The following is an 18,536-nucleotide window of genomic DNA, read 5'->3' as shown; positions in this document are numbered from 1 at the left end:
GCCCGCCAACCCCGTAGCGTGTTGCCGACGCTCTCCGACCTGCGGACCGAACTCTACCGGCTCGGGTTCTCCTACTACCCCTCGTACTGGTCGACGGGCGCCCGGGTCGTCTCGCTGGCGAACGACTTCTCGCACATCCGTGTGAAACTCCCGCACAACTGGCGGACGAAAAACCCCCTCGGGGTCACCTTCGGGGGCAGCATCTACGGCGCCGTCGACCCTATCTACGTGGTGTTGCTGCGCCACCGGCTCGGCGACGCCTTCACCGTCTGGGACAGGGCCGCCGAGGTCCGCTTCCGGAAACCCGGCGAGTCGACGCTGTACGCTGACGTCCACCTGTCCGACGACGAGGTCGACACCCTCCGGGAGCTCACACCCGGTGAGTCGACCGACCGCGTCTACGACGTCGAGCTGGTGGACGGCGACGGCGAGTGCCACGCCGAGGTGGAGAAGACGGTGTACGTGCGCCGGGACGACGACTGACTACGACCCCCAGACCTCGCCGAGCACGCGCAGCCAGTTCTCGTGCGCGAGCTTCCGCAGGTCGGCCTGCGAGTACCCTGATTCGCGGAGCACCGCGAGCAGGTCCGGGAGCCCCGTGGCGTCACCGACGCCGTCGACGACGGTCGCGCCGTCGAAGTCCGAGCCGAGCGCGACGTGGTCGACGCCCATCCGGTCGACGAGGTAGTCGACGTGGTCGACGACCACCGACAGCTCCACGTCCGGGTTGCTGTCGCCGTCCGGCCGGAGCGCGTTCGCCGCGAACGTCAGCCCGACGACACCACCCGTGTCGGCGACGGCGTCCAGCTGGTCGTCCGTGAGGTTGCGGGACAGCGGACAGACGCCGTGGGCGGCCGAGTGGGAGACGACCAGCGGATTCGTCGACGCGTCGTGGACGTCCCAGAAACCCCGGGCGGTGAGATGCGCACAGTCGACGAGGACGCCGCGGTCGTCGCAGCGCTCGACCAGCCGGCGGCCGGCGTCGGTCAGGCCGCCGCCGCAGTCCGGCGTGCTCGGGTACCGGAACGGGACGCCGTCGGCGAACTGGGTCGGCCGCGACCACGCCGGCCCGAGCGACCGCAGCCCCCGGTCGTAGTAGTCCGCGAAGTTCGAGAGATCCGGTGCGATGGCCTCCGCGCCCTCGAAGTGCAGGACGGCACCGAGTTCGTCACCCTCGACGCACGCCCGCAGGTCCTCGACCGTGGTGCACTTCCGGACGCCGTCGAAGCCGGTGACCACGTCGAACGCCTCGAGCAGCTCGTCGGTGACGCGGCGTGCAGCACTCGGCGCGAGCGGCGGCGGCCGCTGCACGCGGTAGCCGTCCGCAGTCTCGGTGCGAGCCGCCTCCGGGCCGAAGCAGTCCTCCGACGGGACGAACACGGCGAACAGCCCAGCCGCGAGCCCGGCGTCGCGAGCCCGGGGCAGGTCCAGGTCGCCCCCCGGATGGCCGTCCCGGAACGCCGCCGGGTCGGCGCTGGCCCGGCGGAGCGCGAGCAGACTGTCGTTGTGTCCGTCGACGACGGGCGGGAGTGCTGACACACGCTCACGTCCACTGGCTGCGGGAAAAGCGTTGGCCGACGGACCGCACTACGTGACTGGAGCGACCGACCGGGAGCCGCCGCAGTTGGGCTCGGCGACCGTTCCGAGCAGTCCCCGTCCCGGGTGTCGTCACGGAGCGGTGACGAACTCGAATCGCGCCCCGCCGTCGGCGCTCTCGGTCACGTCGACCGTCCAGCCGTGAGCCTTCGCGATGTCGACCACGATGGAGAGCCCGAACCCGGTGCCGCCGTCGTTCGACGTCACGCCGTGCTCGAGGACCTCGGACCGCTTCTCGGGCGGAATCCCGGCTCCGTCGTCCGCGACGTAGAAGCCGGCGCGGTCGTCGAGCGGCCCGACGGCGACCGCGACACCGGCCCCACCGTGTTCGACGGCGTTCCGGAACAGGTTCTCGAACAGCTGTGTCAGGCGGCCGCCGTCGCCGTCCACGCTCTGGAGGTCGTCGGCGACCGTCAGCGTCGCTTCGGCCGTGTCGACGTACCCCCACGACTCCGTCGTCACGGCGTGGAGGTCGACGCGCTCCGCGTCGGTGACCGTCGACTCGCCGCTGGCCAGCGTCAGGAGGTCGTCGATGAGGCGCCCCATCCGGTCGTGGGCTGACTCGACCCGGTCGAGGTGTGCCAGATCGCCGGTGTCTTCGACGATGTCGAGGAACCCCGTGGCGACCTGCAGGGGGTTCCTGAGGTCGTGAGCCACGACGCTCGCAAACTCGTCGAGTCGCTCGTTCTGGCGCTGCAGTTCCACCTCGCGGCTCGCTCGCACGAACGCCGCCTCGACGGTCGCGCCCAGAATCCGGAACAGGTCGACGTCGGTGTCGGAGAACGTCTGTTCGGAGGTCGTGCCGACGCCGACGACGCCGACGTCGCCCAGCGGCACGAACAGGCCGCTCTTGACCGGCGTCTCGGACTCCGCGAGGTCCGACCGGCTCTGGAGGTCGTCGTACACGCGCAGCTCTCCGGTTTCGAATCCCTCCCACGCGAGGCTCTCACCGGGTTCCAGTTCCGGCAGTTCTCCGAGTAACGCACGGGTGGCGGACGTCGACGCGAGCGGGACCAAAACGTCCTCGTGCTCGTCGTACTCCCAGATGCCAGTGAGTTCGTATCCGAGAACCTCGGCAGCCGCTTCGACAGCGATGTCGCCGACGGCTTCGGCCGACTGCGCGCCGGTCAGCCGCCGTGCAGTCTCCTGCAGCGACCGGAGCTTCGTCTCGAGTCGCTTCTGCTCGGTGATGTCCTCGAGGACGGCGAGGATGCTGGTCGTCTCCCCGTCAGGGTCCGTAATCGGGGCGACCGACAGCAGCAGGTCCAGTTCCTCGCCCGACTTCGTCTGCCGGCGAATCTCTTTCCCGCGGATTCGCTCACCGTCGAGTGCCCGCTGCCGGTGGTCATCGAACTCGGTCTGCTGGTCGGCCGGGACCATCGGGTTGAACTCGCCGAGCACCTCCTCGCGCGACCACCCGAACATCTTCTCGGCCTCGTCGTTCCAGCGCGTGACGGTACCGTCGCGGTCGATCTCCATCACGGTCAGCGGCGTCGCCTCGATGAGCGACTCGAGGCGCTCGTTCGTCGTCTCGAGGCTGCGTTCCCGCTGGACCTGCTCGGTCACGTTCCGCGCGATACCGACGACCCGGACGACCTCGCCGTCGACGACCACCGGCGCCAGACTCGTGTCCCAGAACCGGGCGTCGTCACCGATGGCCAGCTCCTCCCGGTACGAGATCGGGCCGCCCGCCTCGACGCAGCGAGTGTAGTTCGCGGCGAGCTCCGCGCCGCGTTCCTCGCCGAACACGTCGGCCGGCGTCCGTCCACGGACCTCATCGGTCGTGAGCCCGGTCTGGGTCTCGTAGCCGGGACTGAGACGCGCGAACTCGAAGCGGGGGTCGTCACCAGTGGTGTCGACGTCGAGCAGGAATATCGCGTCGCCGGACGTCTCGAGCAGCGCCTCGTACTCCTCGGCGAGCTCCCGGTGTTCTCGCTCCTGGCGCTTCCGGGCGGTGATGTCCTGGAACACCCCGCGGAGCACCGGCCCGTCACCCTGCGGGCTGTCGACCCGCTCGCCCCAGGCGCGGACGTCACGGACGTCGCCGTCGGGCCGCACGATTCGGAGGTCGAGGTCGTAGGGCTCCCCGTCCTCGAGTGCCCGGTCCACCGCCGCGGCCACCGCCGGCCTGTCGTCGGGGTGGTAGAACCCGATGGCGTCGTCCAGCGACGGCTCGTAGTCCGGGTCGACGCCGTGGATACGGCGGACGCCCTCCGACCAGTCCAGCGACCCGGTCGACGGGGCGTACTCGAAGATTCCGACGTCCGCAGTCTCCTGGACCCGCTCGAAGAGGAACTCCCGGCGCTCGAGTTCGGCGCGGTCGCTGGCCCGCGCCAGTTCGGCGCTCACGAGCTCCGCCAGCAACTCGACGAGCGTCTGCTCGATGGCCCCGAACGGGGCGACCCGCGTCGTCGGACTCGAGAAGTTGACGGTCCCGTAACGGTCGCCGTCCACGACGAGTGGCGCGCCGATGTACGACTCGAGGCCCGTCTCCTGGTAGGCTGGATGCGTCTCTCGCCCGTCGGCGACAGCGTCCGTGAACGAGCAGACCGCGTCGCTGCCCACGACCGCCTCGCAGTACGTCGACGCCAGGTCGAACTCGTCGCCGGCGTCGATGTCGGTGTCGGGCGCGTGTGCGGTCCTGACGGTGTACTCGTCGTCTCGGATGCGAGAGACAATACCGATTTCCAGTCCCAGCGCCTCGCAGCCGACCGCCAGCAGTTCCCGGAGGCGGTCGTCGGCTGACACGCTGCTTTTGGCCACGACGCGCTGTAGTTCCCGGAGCACGTCCCGTTCCCGCTCGAGCTGTCGCTTCGCCTCGCTCTGCTCGGTGATGTCCCGAGCGACCACCAGCACCTGTCGGTCGGCCGCACTCTGGAAGGGCGTGAACCGAACGTCGAACGTCCGCTCGCCGCTGCCGGTCTCGAAGTCTATCGTCAAGTCCACGTCGTACAGGCCGGTGGTCCCGCCGTCGCTCTCCATCTCTGCCAGCGTCGACTCGACAGCGTTCGAGAACGCCGTGGCGTCGGACGAGCTGACCTGATCACCGATGACTGTCGCCAGCTGCTGGCCCGCGAGCTCCGTCGACTGGCCGGCGGCAGTCAGGCGCTTCGCAGCAGCGTTCGCGAACTCGAGGACGCCGTCGCCGTCGACGACGAACACCACGTCGTGGATGTGCTGCAGGATGGTCTCGCTGCGCTCCAGCTCCAGTTCCCGCTCGCGCTCCGCCGTGATTTCGCGCGAGAACACCGTGAGTCCGTCGTCGTCCGGGAACGCCCGGACATCGACCCAGTAGTCGAACGGCGGCCCGAGGCGCTGCTCGAACGACACCGGCTCCCCGGTCTCCATCGCCGTCCGGTAGCGGTCTTCGAGTTGCGTCCCGACGATCGAGGGGAACTCGTCCCAGAGCGTCGTGCCGACGACGGCGTCTCGGTCGCGGTCGATGCGCGCGGCCATCCGCTCGTTCATGTACTCGATGCGCCACTCGTCGTCGACGGCGTACACCGCGTCTGCCGTGCGCTCGAGCGTCCGTCGGAAGCGGTCGGCCATCTGCTCGGCGGCCGCTTCCTTCCGGGACGCCCCGACGAGCGTCTGGATGCGGCTCGCGAGCAACTCGAAGCTGTTCTGGTCTGTGTGAATCGGGAGGTAGTCAGAGACGCCGGCCTGCGTGGCTTCACTGGCGATCTGCTCGCTCCCGCGCCCGGTGAACAGTATCGTCGGAGGGCTGTACGCCTCCGACTGGATTCGTTCGAGGAGGTCGATTCCCGTGCCGTCGGGCAGCGAGTACGACGTCACGACGCAGTCGACGGCCAACTCGTCGAGGCGGTCGAGTGCGGCGTCTGCGGTCGCTGCAGTCGTGACGTCGAGCGTCGAGGATGCGGTCAAGAGCTTCTGGCGCGCGAGTTCGGCGAAGTCGGCGTCGTCGTTCACGTACAGGACGTGAATCGGGCTGGCCGTACCGGAATCCAGCGGAGTCACCCTGACGGGTACGCGCCATAGGGGTATCAAGGATGTGGCTAAGCGGCCGTCCCGCCCTAATTTTATATCGCACTATGTAATTTATATTCCCTGGAACGCGCGGTGACATCAGCCGACAGCCGGCCACAGACAGGGCCGAGCTACCGGACCGGCTGCGATCCCGCAGGTGACGCCGAGTACCGGGGGCTGTCCGCGATCGGACACCCACCGTTCGCTACAGACTGACACGGTTCCGCGTAGCAGCTGCGCCGCCAGTCGGTAAACCGACAGCGCGTGTATCGAACCGGACGTGGCCACCGTGAGTGTCCGGCTACCGGGCCCGGTCCAGTGGTCGAGACAGTCATCGTGTCCGACCGGGACAAACCCGGCAGCGACTGAGCCAGTGGGAGAGTTACCAACGAGGCAACGACGAAGGCCACCACGTGCGGGCGGAGAGCCCCCGAGGACGGAGAGCGTGTGGCGGAGTTCTTGACGGAGGCTGCTGCTTCGCGTCGATGGGAGCCAACAGCGACCCAGGCGAGCGAGCGTCCGACTGAGGGAGAGACTCGAGGGTCACGAGGACCGCGAGCAGACGCCCCTGCGGAGAGCGTCATAAACTACATAGTGAGATATCGAATCGGGGCCGGTGTGTGCCTTCCGACGGGCACTTGCACCGGGACGCCCAAGCGCCGGCAATGAGCGACCTGACGCCCGACGAGTTCGAGGAACAGAAGTACGTCGACTACTTCCCGAAGCTCGAGACCGCCTACAAGCGGGCGTTCGACGAGATGAACGGGACGTACGACCGCGAACTCGTCCACGCCATCGACCAGCAGGTGCTCTCGGAGAGCGAGCCGTTCTACGAGGGCGACGGCGAGTTCACCGTCGAACTCCCCGACGACCCCCTCGACCGGCTCGCCGCCGTTCAGTTCGAGGACGACCACGCTCGCGACGTCATCGACGAACACACCGACCGGATCTGCGCGCACCTCCGCGACCAGTTCGACCTCGGGGACGAAAAGGCCTAAGCGGGGTGAGCGCCAACCCGGAGCCATGAGCACAGAGAGTCAGGACGGGAGTGACCTGGAGGAGCGCGTCAACAACTTCCTCCGCCGGAACTTCCCGCAGATCCAGATGCACGGCGGCACGGCCGCGATTCAGAACATCGACCGCGAGGAGGGCATCGTCGACCTCCAGCTCGGCGGCGCGTGTTCGGGCTGCGGCATCTCGCCGATGACGATTCAGGCCATCAAGTCCCGGATGACCAAGGAGATCCCCGAGATCGACACCGTCCACGCCGACACCGGCATGGGCGGCGACAGCAGCGGCATGAGCCCGTCGTTCCCGGGCGAGGAAGGCGACGCCGAGGACGGCGAAGAGGACGAAGGCCCCCAGGCGCCGTTCTGACCGGCTAGTCCTCCGTCCAGTAGTAGATGTCTTCTCTCTCGGTGCCGCAGCTCGGGCACGCAGCCGGGAGTGCGTCCCCGATTTCACCGACTTCGCCGCACTGCGAGCACCGCCAGACGAGTTCCGCCTCCCCGAACTTGTGGCCGGAGCGCTCGTGTTCGACTGACAGTGCCTCGATGCCGTCCTTCGTGGTGACGTAGTAGCCGTCGCCGTCGAAGCCACGGACCGTGCCGAGCGGGTCGCCGTCGTCGGTGTAGACTGTAGCGCCAGGACCGATTTGGGGCTGGTTGTCGGACACGTGTGGCGGTTCGACGTGCGAGAGAATAAGCGTAGTATCCAGTTCGGAGCCAGTTTCCGACCCGTGTGGAACGGACCGGATCGGTGACACGCCCGGCGGGCGCGTGGCATTCGCTCGGTGTGCGTTCAGTGGTCGTGGCCGTCCATCACCATCGGGTGTCCGTTGGCGTACTCGTCGGGGTTCTCCTCGAAGGCCTGCCTGCAGGTCTGCGAGCAGAAGTAGTACGTCTCGCCGTCGTGTGTAGCTGCGGGCTCGCTGTCGTCGGTCCGCATCCCGCAGACCGGATCCCGGTACTGGCCGGGCGCACCGAGGCCGCGGCGGTACACGTACAGGAGGAAGCCCGAGAGCGCGAAAGCGACGAGGTTGAGGTAGAACGTGTAGTTGAGTTCGAAGTACGTCTGTTCGGTCGCCGTCTCCCCGCCGGCCAGGTCCGGGACGATGCCGAGGGCGTCGAACAGCAACTCCATGAGGAATCCGGTGAACGCCATCGTGACGAAGAAGACGCCGAGGATGTACAGCATGACCTGCCAGCCGTAGTACTTCCGGTAGACGTTCAGCACGGGAACCGTGATGAGGTCGGCGTAGACGAACGCGATGACGCCGGCGAAGCTGATGCCGCCGCCCCAGAGGGCGACGGCGAACGGGACGTTGCCCATGCTGCCGACGAAGCTGAGCACGGCGATTGCGACGCCCATGACGGCGTTCTCGGCGGTCACGAGCACTCCGTCGCCCTGGAGGAACAGGGCGTTCCACACCCACTGCGGGACGAAGACGATGACGAACCCGGAGACGAGGAAGCCGGCGACGACGTCTGTCCAGATCATCGACCACTCTTTGCGGTACTGGTTCCCGACCCTGTACCAGCCACCCCAGGACAGCAGCTCCTCGCGCCACCCGCCGCGGCTCGCCGCCTGCTGGCGGTAGGTCTCCATGCAGCCCGCCGAGCAGAACTGCAGCGTCTCCCCGCTGTCGGTCGTGAGCGTGTACTCGTCTGTGCCCGCCATCCCGCAGGTGGGGTCCTCGGTGACGCCCGATTCGCGGTCGCGCTCGTTGAGTGTCTCCCGGACCTCGTCGAAGAGGGTCTCGGGGAGCGTGAGGTGGACGATGACGGCCATGACGGCGATGAGGACGAGGCCGCCCAGCAGCTCGGCGACGAGGAACTCCCAGCCCAGCAACAGCAGAATCATCAACCCGAGTTCGACGATGAGGTTCGTCGAGGCGAACATGAACGCCAGGAAGTTCACGACGTGGGCGCCTTTTTTGAACAGCCCCTTGCCGATGGCGACGGCGCCGAAACTGCAGCCACTGCTCGCTGCTCCGAACGCCGTCGCCCGGGTGAGGCCACGCAGGTCGCCGTCCCCCAGGAGCTGCGCCATCCGCTCCTTGGAGACGTAGACCTGGACGAGACTCGTGACCGTGAGCCCCATGATGATCGCCCACGCCGCCGTCCAGAGGAATCCGACGCCGATGCGGAGGGCTTCGAGAACGCCGCCGGCCATCGTCCCCTGCATACGTGTACCATCGCAGGAATCGGCTATTGCAGTTTTCCTTCAGATTCCACCACTTTCGACGCGGCGCTGCTGTGGATTCGAAACCGAAGGCCCCCGCCGACAGGGGGATACATCGAGGGGCGACGTGCGCACGTCGGTGAATCGTGTCGATTTGGCCCGGTCAAATAGAGCGTCCGGAGGTGTCCTCGCAGGGACGTGCTCGCCCGAACCCCCACGAGAATCCGTCTGCGGGGAGCGTTCGTCACATGAAGTCCCCGATGGTCGAGGGGCGGTTCTTGTCGTTCTCGAAGATTGACTCCAGCCGGCGGTCCATGATCTCGAGGCGCTGTTTCGTGTACTCGCGGCAGTCGTAGTCCTCGGCGACCTGGATGGCGGTGTCCATGTACTTGTTCACGGAGCCCTCGTGGACGGTGAGGTTCACGCGGCCGCCGCACTCCCGGCAGTCGCCGGTGAGCGGCATCCGGCGGTACTTCTCCCCGCAGTCCAGACACCGCGTCTCCTGGCGGCTGAAGGCCCGGAGGTTCCCGATGAGGTCCGGGAGGAAGTGGTACTCGATGACGCGCTCGGCGACGTCCGTCTCGTCCACGGACCGGAGCTTCCGGGAGAGCTCCAGCTGGGCGTCCATCTTGTCCATCATCGACCCCAGCGTCTTGTACGCCGACAGCTCCGGCCCCAGGTGGATGTTCGACGTGTCGTGGGTGTGCCCGAAGCCCGTGTACTCCTCGTCGGTGCCGAGCGTCGACTCCGCGATGGTCACGAGGTCTTCGACGTCCTCGGGGTCCGCGAGCTCCCGGGTCGCCTCGTAGAACTCTCGGGGGTACTCGCGGTCGATGTCGACGTTGTGCGCCTCGTCGTCGATCTCCGACGGGTCGATTCGGGAGGACATCACCAGCGGCGCGTCCATCCGCCCGCCGCGCTTGTCCGGGAGGTAGGACTTCGAGAAGTTCACGAGTCCGTCCATCAGGAGCATCACGCAGTCCTCGTCACCGTCGCACTGCCCGACAGCTAAGCCGTCGGCAAACAGGGAGTGTGTGTCGGCAACGGTGAGACAGTAGGTGTGGGCGGTGTCAGAAGCGACGAACTCCACAGACGCGACATCGTCGAGCGTCGTGCCGCCGTCAACGGCGGCCAGACCAGACGCCTCCGAGGTCGGCTGTTTCCGTGGGCTCGTCAGCAGCGTTTCACTTCCCTCGAGTTCGCGCGCTTCGACCCGCTCGGATCCGCTCCCAGTCCAACAGAGCACTTCGTGGTCCGGCGTGACGGTGAGCTCGCGCCCACCGTCCGTCTCGATTTCGACCATGTGGTCCGGAGCGACGTGCTTCGAGACAGCTTCGACCGGCTTCTGGACGATGTCGCCGTCCTCGGTCACCGACGGGACGAACACGTCGCCGTCGAGTTCCTGCACGAGCGCCCCGAAGTCGTCCTCGTCGGCCGTATCCGGGTCGATTCGGTCCTCGACCAGTGTCTCGATGTGGTCGTGGTGCCACTCGCCAGCTTCGTTCTCGAACCAGACGTTCGTGTCCGGGTGGAAGCAGTTACGGCGTTTCGCGGCGTGGAAGTACGGATGGGCGTATCCGACCGACGCCGACGTGAAGCCGATGACCCTGCCGACGACGGCGGCGGAGGTGTGTGGCGCCATGCCGAAGACGAGTTCGCCAACGAGGTCGCCGCGCTCCTCGACCTCGTAGAAGGGCTCTAAACCGTAGTACTGGGTGAGGAGGTCGTCGACGAAGTCGGCGGTCTTGAGCATGTGCTCGGCGGCGCCGTCCGAGAGCACGACGTCCTGCACGCGGAGTTCGACGAGCTGGTCGTCGTGTTCGAGTGGGTCGCCGTGGACGTCCTCGGTGTAGCCGAGTTCGCGGAAGTGGTCGGCCGTGACGTCGAGTTCACGGGGACGGACGGCGGTGACCGGGAGGTCGGTCATGTCGTAGCGGACGGTGCCGTCCTTGAACGCGGTGACGCCGTGTTTCGCGCGGAGGACGCCCTTCTCCATCGGTTCGGGGACTTTCTCCGCGGACATCAGCCCCTCGACGCCCTTGAGCTGGTCGAAGGCGTTCTCGCGTTCGCCGACAGCCTGGAGCGCGGAGCGGTACTCGTCGCCGACGTCGACGACCTGCGTGGTGACGTTGTCGAGGTCGCGCTCGCAGCGCGGGCACTGGACGCGGCCGGACTCGTCGGGTTCGGCGACGGCGCCGCAGTCGTCGCACTCGTAGTGTGGGTCGGTCCACTCGCCGCAGTCCGGACAGCGGGCCTCGTAGGTGTGGTCACCGCAGTCCGGGCAGACGCGGTCGCCGACCTGAACGGGAATCTCGCCGGGGGTGTCGGCCATGTCGGGCGCGTAGCGGGCGGCGTCGCCCACGTCGCGCTGGCTGCCGCCGGCCTCCCCGATGGGGAAGAGGGTGTGGACGGCGGGGGAGAGGTCGCGGGACTCGGACTTCTCCGGGCGGCCCATGCGGTTCCCGATGCGGGTGGGGGCGCGCTCCTGGACCTCGAAGGGGGCGACGTCGTTGACGGCGCGGACGGCGTTCGGCCACTCGCGCGCGTCCGCGGAGAGGTCCTCCCACTCGCGCTCCAGGGACTCGGCCTCGTGGAGCGACGCTCCGCTCGGCGGTTCCGAGGCGTTTCGCGCTCCGCCGACGCCCAGCGAGCGCGCGAGCGGCAGCCAGTCGTCCACGCGGAGGACGTCGTCGCCCTGGTTGTGGGTGACGAGCAGCGCCTCGAGGGACTCTCGGACGGCGTCGGTGTGGTCGAGGACGAGCACGCCGTGGTCGCTGTCGGCGCCGTCGCCGGTCTCGCTGCCGTCCCGTGCCTCGATGCGGCCGTCGGCGACTGCGTCGGCCAGAATCTCGAAGTGCTCGACGTCGATGTCGTGCCAGAGGTACGTGTAGGCGGGGTGCAGCGGAGCGTCGTACTCGGTCGCCCACTCGATGGCCTGGTCGGCGTCCGGGTCCTCGAGGTCGACGTACGGCGAGTCCCGGAGCGCCTGCACGTCGGCGCCGGCGGCCTCGAAGTCCTGAATCCACCACTCGGGCGCGTACGACGCGGGGACGAGCTCGTGGTTGTTCTCCACGAACTCGCCGTAGTTCACGAGGTACTCGCCGACGTCCAGAATCTCCTCGACGCCGTTCCGGACCTCGAGGGCTTCGGCGGGGTCCTCGATGTGGCGGACGTCGCCGTTCGCGAGCTTCACGGTCGGTCCCTCGATGGTGTCGACGGGCACGACGCCCGCCGCCTTCCCCGGGAGCTCGGTCTTGATCTGGGTGCCGGTCGCGAGGAAGTCGTCCAGCAGGTGCATCGTCGCCGGGTGGACGCCCGCCGTCGCGTTCCCGTGGTTGCGGGCGCGGCCGTACCGCAGCCGGAAGCCGCCCTCTTTGGATGGGTGGCCGAAGACCGGTCGGCCGGCGATGAGGTCGCGGAGGAATTTGTCGGAGGGCTCCGCGCGCGGCGGGCCCTCGGGCTCGTCGTCGGCGTCGGACTGGTCTTCTGCACCGCTCGCGGCTTCGCCGCTCGCGTCCTCCGAGGCCTCCCCCTGGTCGGCCTCGTTCTCCCCGATGGTGCCGTCGATGAGGTCCTGGAGCCACGGCCACTCGACCTCGTCGAGGTTCCGGGTGTAGCGCTGGATCTTCGGCGCCTTCAGCGCGATGCCCTCCGCGAGCACGAGACACATCCCGCCCCGCGGGGAGTTCGTCGCGATGCGTTCGAGGTCCCGGAAGCCGTCGACCTCCTCGTTGCCGGTGGCCTCGCCGTCCAGCATCACCGGACAGTTTTCCGTGATGAACTTCGTCTCCTTGTCCTTCGGCGAGTACTGGAGGCCGGTCTCGGAGTCGTAGAGGCCGACCTCCTCGGCGTAGCGCTCGATCTCGTCGTCCCGGGGCTCGAACTCGTCGATGTCCAGCAGCGACCGGGCGTAGTCGGCGACCAGTACCGAGAGCGCCTGCGCGGTGCCGCCCGCAGACCGGATGGGGCCGGCGTAGTAGACGGCGACGTACTCCGTGCCGTCGTCGTTGGCGTTGACCTCGACGCGGTCGATGCCCTCGATGGGCGCCGCGACCACGCCCTCCGTGAGGAGCGCGACCGCCGTCCGCACCGCGCCCTCGACCTTGCCGGCGTCCGTCTCGTAGTCGCCGACGCGCTCGTCGACGAAGTCCTCGACGAGTTCGAGGGCGGCCTCCTCGCGGCTCATCTCGCCCTCCAGTTCTCGCACCCGCTCGGCGACCCCGTCGATGCCGAGGATGTTCTCGACACGGTCGGCCATGTCCTTCGCGACCGGAATCTCGACCTCGGGCTCGGGGTCGGCCCCGCGTCGCTTCGCGGCTTCCGCGACGTCGAAGGCGTCGTCGAGGTCGGCTTCCAGCGACGCGAAGTACGACTCGTCTTCCGGCCGCATTACGTGGACCGCAGGAGAAAGCCCCGCGCTTCAGAGCGGGAATAAATCCGTAAGCCCGATTCCACAACCGGAGTCGGTGGCATAGCCCGGCATTCCCACCGGTTCTACGAAAGCCTTTTCAATATCTGCAGAGATATACAACTGTAATCGTGGTTACGACGACGGTCACCGTCAAGTTCCACAACCCGTCGCTCTCTCGGCGAAAAGAGTGGCAACGCGCCGCCCAACTCTACCGGGACACCAAGCAATTCTGTATCGACGGGTGGGAGAACGATGACTTCGACAAGTCCGTGACCACGGCCAGCATCGACAACGGTCTCTACTCGGCCATCCAGAACCAAGCCATCCGCGAAGCCAAGGCCGACCATCAGGAGGACGGCGCTGTGTCCTACCGGCAGAGCCAACCGTTCGCCCTTAACAACCAAAACTGGGAGATCGACACCACCGAGAACGGTTCGGTTATCGTCGGCTTTCCCTGCATCTCCGGATGGTGGTACACCCCCATCGAAGTGTACGACGACGTAGACGACGCCGTTCGTCGTGTCCTAAGCGGCAAGGCTGACAAAACACGGCTTCAAGTCTACCGCCGGGGTGAGGACTGGTTCTGTACGTTCAACGTTGAATACGATACTAACCCCGATGGAGAGACGGCCATCGGCGTGGACGTAGGCCACAACAACCTGCTGGCGGCTCACGCCGAGGACACCGACAAGTCGATGCTGGTATCCGGTCGAGAGGCGAAATACATCCGACGACACTTTCGTTCCCTGCGCGAGTCGCTTCAGGAAGCGGGTGCGCTTCGCGCACTCAACCGTGCAGATGACAAAGAAAGCCGCCGGATTCGTGACCTCAATCACACGGCCTCCCGCCGCCTCATCGACTGGATAGAGCAGTTTGAGAACCCTGTTCTCCGCCTCGAAGACCTCGAAGGCATCCGCGCTGGGTCGGACTGGCGTGGGGTCCACTCGTGGCACTTCCATCAGTTGCAGGAGTTCATCGTCTACAAGGCCGAACGCACCGGTGTCCGGGTCGAGAAGGTGGACCCGGAGGACACCAGCCAGCGGTGTTCGGTCTGTGACGAGTACGGTACCCGCGACGGCGACCACTTTTCGTGTCCGTCGTGTGGTCGAGAGCGACACTCGGACCTGAACGGGGCGGAGAACATCGCACAGCGGGAGGGAGAACCATGCACGGCGTAGCAGTTCGGCTGACGCGAACCGTGCGGCCTCGCGGGCTGAAGAACCCGCCGTCTTCGACGCCCGGCGTGACCGGGGAGGAAGGCCGCTTTGACACGGCTGTACGCGCTGTAACGCACACCGTTGGTCACAACTCGGTGGCGACCGTCGACGTTCCACGCGAAAGCGTACTTGAGAACCGAGGAAACGCGCAACCTGAATATCCCCTTCGGGGAATCCTCGCCCCTTAGGGCGGGGAGGATGTCAAAGCCAGAGGTCGAGGTCGGTCGCCGCGTCGTGCTCGCGGACCAGTTCCGTGTCGAGCTCCCGGACGTACACCTCGCCGGCGAACACGGTCGCTCGCTCGAGGTGGCCGGCCAGCGCCTGCCCCGACCGTCTAGACAGTGTGACGTGCGTGTGTGCGAACGGCTCGCCGTCGAGGTCGGAGACGTTCCCGACGCAGCTGGCGACCTCTAGTGGCTCGTCGAACTCGGCGGACTTGTACTCGAAGTCGTCCTGGTCGTAGTACCAGAGTTCCGCGTCCTGGACGGCGCCCAGTCCGACGAACCAGGCGGCGTCGATGTCCTCGTCGGCGGCTAGCGTCTCGAGTTCGGAGCGCCACTCGGCGCCGTGGTCGAGGCTGACGACGAACTCGCGGCCGCCCGTGACTTCGCGGACGTTCATGGCCGCGACAAGGACGCGGGTGAGGAAAAGTCCTCGCGTTCCGGGGTGTGGTGGTGGTCGACGACGCTGCGCTTATCGCCACGCCGAGAGCGGTGTGGCGTCGGCTTCGGTGACGGACACCCACGCGTCGTCCGTGGAGATGTCCGCGATGACGAGTCGGGACTCGGGGCCGTCGTCGTCCAGTGAGGCCATCACGTCGGTCCCGCAGTGTGCCGAGTTGGCGGCGTCAGTCGACATGACGTGTGCTACAACGTCACAGACGATACTTAAGCGCGTCGAAGCGTCCGAAAGTTACATTGTCACATGGTACCGTGTTGACGCCGACACAGCGGCGTTTCTGCCGCCATCGCGCGGAATTTGTCACCGAAGACCCCCACAGAAGCGGTAAGTTTATGAATATAGATTAGTAATCCGCGTGTGGATGACAGATACTGACAACCTCTCCCGGCGTCGGTTCCTGCAGGGAACTGGTGCCGCTGCGACCGCAGCCGCCCTGGCCGGTTGTACCGGCGGCGGAGACGGTGACGACGGCGAAGACGAGACGACGACTGCCCCCGAAGACGACGGAACGACCGAGGAAGGAATGGGCGAGGGCGAAGTCGACCCGAGCAAGCGCGTTCGCGCGCTCAACATCGGGACGATGGACACCCTCGACCCGATCAAGGCGACGGACACCACGTCCGGCGCGAACATCCAGAACATCTTCGACGCCCTGACCAACTACCCGAACGGTCAGACCAACGTCGAGAACCTCCTCGCGACGAACCTCGAGACCGAAGAGGACGGTGCGGTGCTGACGTTCACGCTCAAGGAGGGCGCCACGTACAGCAACGGTGACGAGGTCACGGCACAGGACTTCGTCTACTCCTTCGAGCGACTCGCTGCCTCCGACAACTCCCGCCGCAAGAGCTTCATCCTGAGCACTCTCGCCATCGCACACGAGACGACGACGGAGACTCGGGAGAACGACGACGGCGAAGAGGAGGAAGTCGAGGTCTACGAGCCCGGCACCCTCGCCGTCGAGGCCGAGGACGACTACACGCTGCGCATCGAACTCGAGCAGCCGTTCTACGCGGCGACGAGCATGCTCGCGTACACCTCGTTCTCCGCCGTCCCCGAGGGCCTCCTCGGCGACGTCGAGGGCTACGAGGGCGAGATGGACTACCAGACGTTCGCGACCGAGAACCCCATCGGCGCCGGTCCGTACGTCCTGAACACCTGGGAGCAGGCGTCCGAGGTCAGCCTCGACGCCCGCGACGACTACCACGGGATGGACCCGCGGAACGCCGGCATCAACAAGGCCATCTTCAACGAGTCGAACCCGCGGTACACGTACGCGACCGTCAACGTCAACGCGGACTCGCCGTACATCCCGAGCTCGCAGTACGACCCCGAGCTCCGCAACTTCGAGGGTACTGACGACCGTGGCCGCCGCTACGGTACCTACGGCCCGATGGACAACGACCTGACGGCCGACTACTACGAGGTCGCGACGCTGTCGACCTTCTACATCGGGTTCAACGTCCAGAACGTTCCGAAGCCGGTCCGCCAGGCCGTCGCGTACACGTTCAGCCAGCAGACGTTCGTCAACGAGATTTACCCGCGGCCCGCGAAGCAGGCCTACCACTTCACGCCGCCGTCCATCTTCCCGGGCGGCCCCTCGGAGTACGAGAGCCTCGCGCAGGAATACGAGTACGGCTACCAGATGGGGCCGCAGCTCGGCAAGGCGACTCAGGTCATGGAGGACGCCGGCTACGGGCCGGACAACCGCTTCTCGATGAGCTTCAACATGCCGTCGGGCACCGCGTCCTCGTGGGGTAGCGACCTGTTCACGCTGCTCCGCGACCAGCTCACCGAGGCGTACATCGACATCGAGCTCCAGTCGGCCGACTGGAACGCGTTCCTCAACACCGGCCGTCAGGGCGACTTCGACATGTACTTCCTCGGCTGGATCGCCGACTACCCGGGTGCCGACAACTTCCTGAACCTCGCGTACCCGCCGGCAACGAACACCTCCTCCGAGAGCTTCACCGGCTACATCAACTGGCGGGGCGAGAACGCCACCGCTGCCGAGCAGGCCAAGGAAGGCTGGGAACAGATCCAGAGCAACTACGGGACCGGCATGCAGGAGGCCCGTGCGGAAGGCGGCCAGACGATGGAAGCAGCCATCGAGGAGGACGCCGTCTACATTCCGCTGTACCACGGCATCACGCAGGGCTACAGCTACCAGTGGGTCGACTCCCCGCGCGTCGGTGCGATGGGCGGCTCCCGCTCGAAGTCCAACACCACGGGCATCATGGACCGCGGCGAGTACGAGTAATCGAGTCAGTCGGCCAGCCGACCGAACCGTCCCCCGTTTTTTCGAACGCGGCAACGACGTAGTCGTATTTCGGTACGAAAGCCGTCAGTGCGCCCCGAACCCTCCGAAGCACAAGACCTAAACGCGAATATGAGACAGAGAAGAATGCAAACCAGTCGCACAACCCGAGGCATGCACATATGAGCCGGTGGACATACTTCGCGAAACGACTCGTACTGTCAATTCCAGTGATAATCTTCGGGACGTCACTGACGTTCTTCATCATCTACGCCGGACCGATAGACCCGGTGACGTCCATCCTGGGAATGGGAGCAACCTCGGAGCAGATCCAGAACCTCGAACAGCAGCTGGGGCTGAACCAGCCGCTCTGGGAGCAGTACTTCCAGTACATGGTAGACATGTTCACCTTCAGCCTCGGGGAGTCGTGGGTCATCCGGCCCGACGTCGCCGCCAACGAGGTGATTCTCTCCTACGCACCCCGGACCGTGCTGATGGGTGCGCTGGCGGTCATCCTCCCGCTGTTCGTCGGCATCCCGCTGGGGTTCTACGCGGGACTGCGGCCGAACACGCTCGGTGACTACACGGCGTCGTTCACCGGTATCGTGTGGCGTGCGATGCCGAACTTCTGGCTGGCGGTCATCATGCTGATGGTCCTGTCCAGTTCGGAGTACTGGCTGTTCGGATTCAACTGGGAGACCTGGATCGTGTCCACGAACGTCGCAGGCACGCCGGAGATGGACAACCTCCTCCAGCCGCTGAACTTCATCGCCGCGGTGAAGGTCGTGCTCCCGGGCGCGCTCGTGCTCGGATCCGCGTCGATGGGCAATGAGATGCGCATCGGGCGGACAGCGTTCCTCGAGGCGAAGAACTCCAACTACGTCGAGATGGCGCGCGCGAAGGGCGTCCCCGGCCGCAGCATCGTCTGGAAGCACATCTTCCGGAACGCCCTCATCCCGCTGATTCCCGTCATCACCGCGGAGGCCGGCGTGCTCGTCGGCGGGTCCGTGCTCATCGAGAGCGTCTTCGGAATCAACGGCATCGGCTGGCTGTTCTTCAACGCGATGGCGCGGGGCGACCTCCCCCTCGCAGTCGCGATGATGTACCTCATCATCCTGCTCATCGTCGGGCTGAACATCCTCCAGGACTTCCTGTACACGATCGTCGACCCCCGCGTCGGCTTCGAAGGTGAGTGAACTATGTC

13 protein-coding genes are annotated in these 18,536 nt (G+C 66.6%); 6 read left to right on the top strand and 7 right to left on the bottom strand.

Annotated features, from left to right (window positions below; genetic code table 11):
* The first annotated feature begins 18 nt into the window (after positions 1-18).
* On the top strand, positions 19-483 hold the full coding sequence (locus LT971_RS00935) for a DUF4442 domain-containing protein (protein WP_237004974.1): 465 nt from the start codon (positions 19-21) through the stop codon (positions 481-483).
* Here the strand turns inward: LT971_RS00935 and LT971_RS00930 are convergent, their stop codons facing one another.
* Both LT971_RS00930 and LT971_RS00925 read right to left on the bottom strand, forming a co-directional pair.
* Positions 484-1,539 (bottom strand): dipeptidase, encoded by a 1,056-nt coding sequence (locus LT971_RS00930; protein WP_237004973.1) that lies wholly within the window; start codon positions 1,537-1,539, stop codon positions 484-486.
* 129 nt (positions 1,540-1,668) lie between these two features.
* Entirely contained in the window at positions 1,669-5,574 is a 3,906-nt protein-coding gene (locus LT971_RS00925) for a PAS domain S-box protein (RefSeq protein WP_237004972.1), read from the bottom strand.
* Positions 5,575-6,248: 674 nt separating this feature from the next.
* Here LT971_RS00925 and LT971_RS00920 point away from each other — a divergent pair.
* The gene (locus tag LT971_RS00920) at positions 6,249-6,581 is read left to right on the top strand and encodes a DUF5783 family protein (RefSeq protein ID WP_237004971.1); all 333 of its coding nucleotides are present in this window, start codon (positions 6,249-6,251) and stop codon (positions 6,579-6,581) included.
* Positions 6,582-6,606: 25 nt separating this feature from the next.
* Positions 6,607-6,960, top strand: a complete 354-nt coding sequence (locus LT971_RS00915; RefSeq protein WP_237004970.1) for a NifU family protein — start codon at positions 6,607-6,609, stop codon at positions 6,958-6,960.
* 4 nt (positions 6,961-6,964) lie between these two features.
* Here the strand turns inward: LT971_RS00915 and LT971_RS00910 are convergent, their stop codons facing one another.
* The 3 genes from LT971_RS00910 to LT971_RS00900 all read right to left on the bottom strand — a co-directional run bounded on the left by LT971_RS00910 (position 6,965) and on the right by LT971_RS00900 (position 13,156).
* On the bottom strand, positions 6,965-7,258 hold the full coding sequence (locus LT971_RS00910) for a DUF7130 family rubredoxin-like protein (RefSeq protein WP_237004969.1): 294 nt from the start codon (positions 7,256-7,258) through the stop codon (positions 6,965-6,967).
* A gap of 125 nt (positions 7,259-7,383) precedes the next feature.
* The gene (locus LT971_RS00905; protein WP_237004968.1) at positions 7,384-8,769 is read right to left on the bottom strand and encodes a permease; all 1,386 of its coding nucleotides are present in this window, start codon (positions 8,767-8,769) and stop codon (positions 7,384-7,386) included.
* A gap of 241 nt (positions 8,770-9,010) precedes the next feature.
* Entirely contained in the window at positions 9,011-13,156 is a 4,146-nt protein-coding gene (locus LT971_RS00900) for a DNA-directed DNA polymerase II large subunit (RefSeq protein ID WP_237004967.1), read from the bottom strand.
* Positions 13,157-13,305: 149 nt separating this feature from the next.
* Between LT971_RS00900 and LT971_RS00895 the strand changes: the two genes are divergently transcribed.
* Entirely contained in the window at positions 13,306-14,355 is a 1,050-nt protein-coding gene (locus tag LT971_RS00895) for an RNA-guided endonuclease InsQ/TnpB family protein (protein ID WP_237004966.1), read from the top strand.
* Between the two features lie 240 nt (positions 14,356-14,595).
* Here the strand turns inward: LT971_RS00895 and LT971_RS00890 are convergent, their stop codons facing one another.
* The gene (locus tag LT971_RS00890) at positions 14,596-15,015 is read right to left on the bottom strand and encodes a PPC domain-containing DNA-binding protein (RefSeq protein WP_237004965.1); all 420 of its coding nucleotides are present in this window, start codon (positions 15,013-15,015) and stop codon (positions 14,596-14,598) included.
* Between the two features lie 72 nt (positions 15,016-15,087).
* Positions 15,088-15,252 (bottom strand): DUF7556 family protein, encoded by a 165-nt coding sequence (locus tag LT971_RS00885; RefSeq protein ID WP_237004964.1) that lies wholly within the window; start codon positions 15,250-15,252, stop codon positions 15,088-15,090.
* Positions 15,253-15,436: 184 nt separating this feature from the next.
* Between LT971_RS00885 and LT971_RS00880 the strand changes: the two genes are divergently transcribed.
* Both LT971_RS00880 and LT971_RS00875 read left to right on the top strand, forming a co-directional pair.
* Complete coding sequence (locus tag LT971_RS00880) at positions 15,437-17,335, top strand: ABC transporter substrate-binding protein (protein WP_237004963.1); 1,899 nt, start codon at positions 15,437-15,439, stop codon at positions 17,333-17,335.
* Between the two features lie 179 nt (positions 17,336-17,514).
* The gene (locus LT971_RS00875) at positions 17,515-18,528 is read left to right on the top strand and encodes an ABC transporter permease (protein WP_237004962.1); all 1,014 of its coding nucleotides are present in this window, start codon (positions 17,515-17,517) and stop codon (positions 18,526-18,528) included.
* The last annotated feature ends 8 nt before the right edge of the window (positions 18,529-18,536 follow it).

Origin of the sequence: Halobacterium rubrum (assembly GCF_021729015.1) — an archaeon.
GTDB lineage: Archaea > Halobacteriota > Halobacteria > Halobacteriales > Halobacteriaceae > Halobacterium > Halobacterium rubrum.
This window is presented reverse-complemented; position numbering and strand designations above follow the sequence as displayed.

Bases quoted from the DNA above. Each gene is read 5' to 3' on its own strand.
- LT971_RS00920 (WP_237004971.1), top strand. From the start codon at position 6,249: ATGAGCGACCTGACGCCCGACGAGTTCGAGGAACAGAAGTACGTCGAC.
- LT971_RS00915 (WP_237004970.1), top strand. From the start codon at position 6,607: ATGAGCACAGAGAGTCAGGACGGGAGTGACCTGGAGGAGCGCGTCAAC.
- LT971_RS00905 (WP_237004968.1), bottom strand. From the start codon at position 8,769: ATGCAGGGGACGATGGCCGGCGGCGTTCTCGAAGCCCTCCGCATCGGC.
- LT971_RS00900 (WP_237004967.1), bottom strand. From the start codon at position 13,156: ATGCGGCCGGAAGACGAGTCGTACTTCGCGTCGCTGGAAGCCGACCTC.
- LT971_RS00890 (WP_237004965.1), bottom strand. From the start codon at position 15,015: ATGAACGTCCGCGAAGTCACGGGCGGCCGCGAGTTCGTCGTCAGCCTC.
- LT971_RS00885 (WP_237004964.1), bottom strand. From the start codon at position 15,252: ATGTCGACTGACGCCGCCAACTCGGCACACTGCGGGACCGACGTGATG.
- LT971_RS00880 (WP_237004963.1), top strand. From the start codon at position 15,437: ATGACAGATACTGACAACCTCTCCCGGCGTCGGTTCCTGCAGGGAACT.
- LT971_RS00875 (WP_237004962.1), top strand. From the start codon at position 17,515: ATGAGCCGGTGGACATACTTCGCGAAACGACTCGTACTGTCAATTCCA.